Source organism: Oleiphilus sp. HI0117 (genome assembly GCF_001635235.1).
Genome location: NZ_LWGA01000527.1, coordinates 1 through 737, shown reverse-complemented (window position 1 = coordinate 737; position 737 = coordinate 1). Strand labels below are relative to the sequence as shown.

Below are 737 nucleotides of genomic sequence, written 5' to 3'. Positions count from 1 at the left end.
TTGGTAAAGTTAGCTTGAACTTTGGTGAACCTATCTACCTTGAGGCCTACCTGGACCAACACCAAGAAAACTGGCGAGACTTTACGGGAATGCAAACCGAGAAACCGCAATGGTTGTCCGGTTTTGTCGACAAGCTCTCTCAGGAAATCGTTACCGGAATCAATAGCTCCGCTGCGATTAATCCTATTAATTTCACTGCCTTGGTACTACTGGCAACCGAACGCTATGCCATGGATGCGAAAGTACTAGGCCGCGTAATGAACTGCTTCAATAGCCTGTTAAAAGAACAACCTTACAGCGAAGATATCACTTTTGCCGAAGGTGATGGCTTTGACTGGATTGAGTACGCTGAAAATATGCACCTGGTCGAGAGGCAAAAACAAGAACTGGGCGACATTATTAGCCTGACCGATAGAAATGCTGTGTCGCTCACTTACAACCGAAATAATATACTTCACTTGTTCGCAATCCCCTCTTTGATCGCCTGTTTAATGCAAAATAACAGTCGCATTGAGAAAACTCAGCTATATAGCCTGTTCAAATCAATCTACCCTTACATTCAGGCAGAACTTTTCCTTCGCTGGAGCAGTGACGAGGTCGAAACAGTATTTGAAGACTGGCTAAAAGTACTCATCCAACACAAGCTGGTAATTGACAACGGTGAGTACATTACTCGTCCGGCAAGCGGCAGTGAGGCCTTCGTAAACTTGTCCATCTTATCTCGTTTGATCATCCAG

At 44.8% G+C, this 737-nt stretch carries 1 pseudogene; it reads left to right on the top strand.

The window, feature by feature from the left end:
* Window positions 1-14: 14 nt before the first annotated feature.
* Window positions 15-737, top strand: a pseudogene (locus tag A3757_RS05860) (glycerol-3-phosphate 1-O-acyltransferase); the annotation flags it as partial.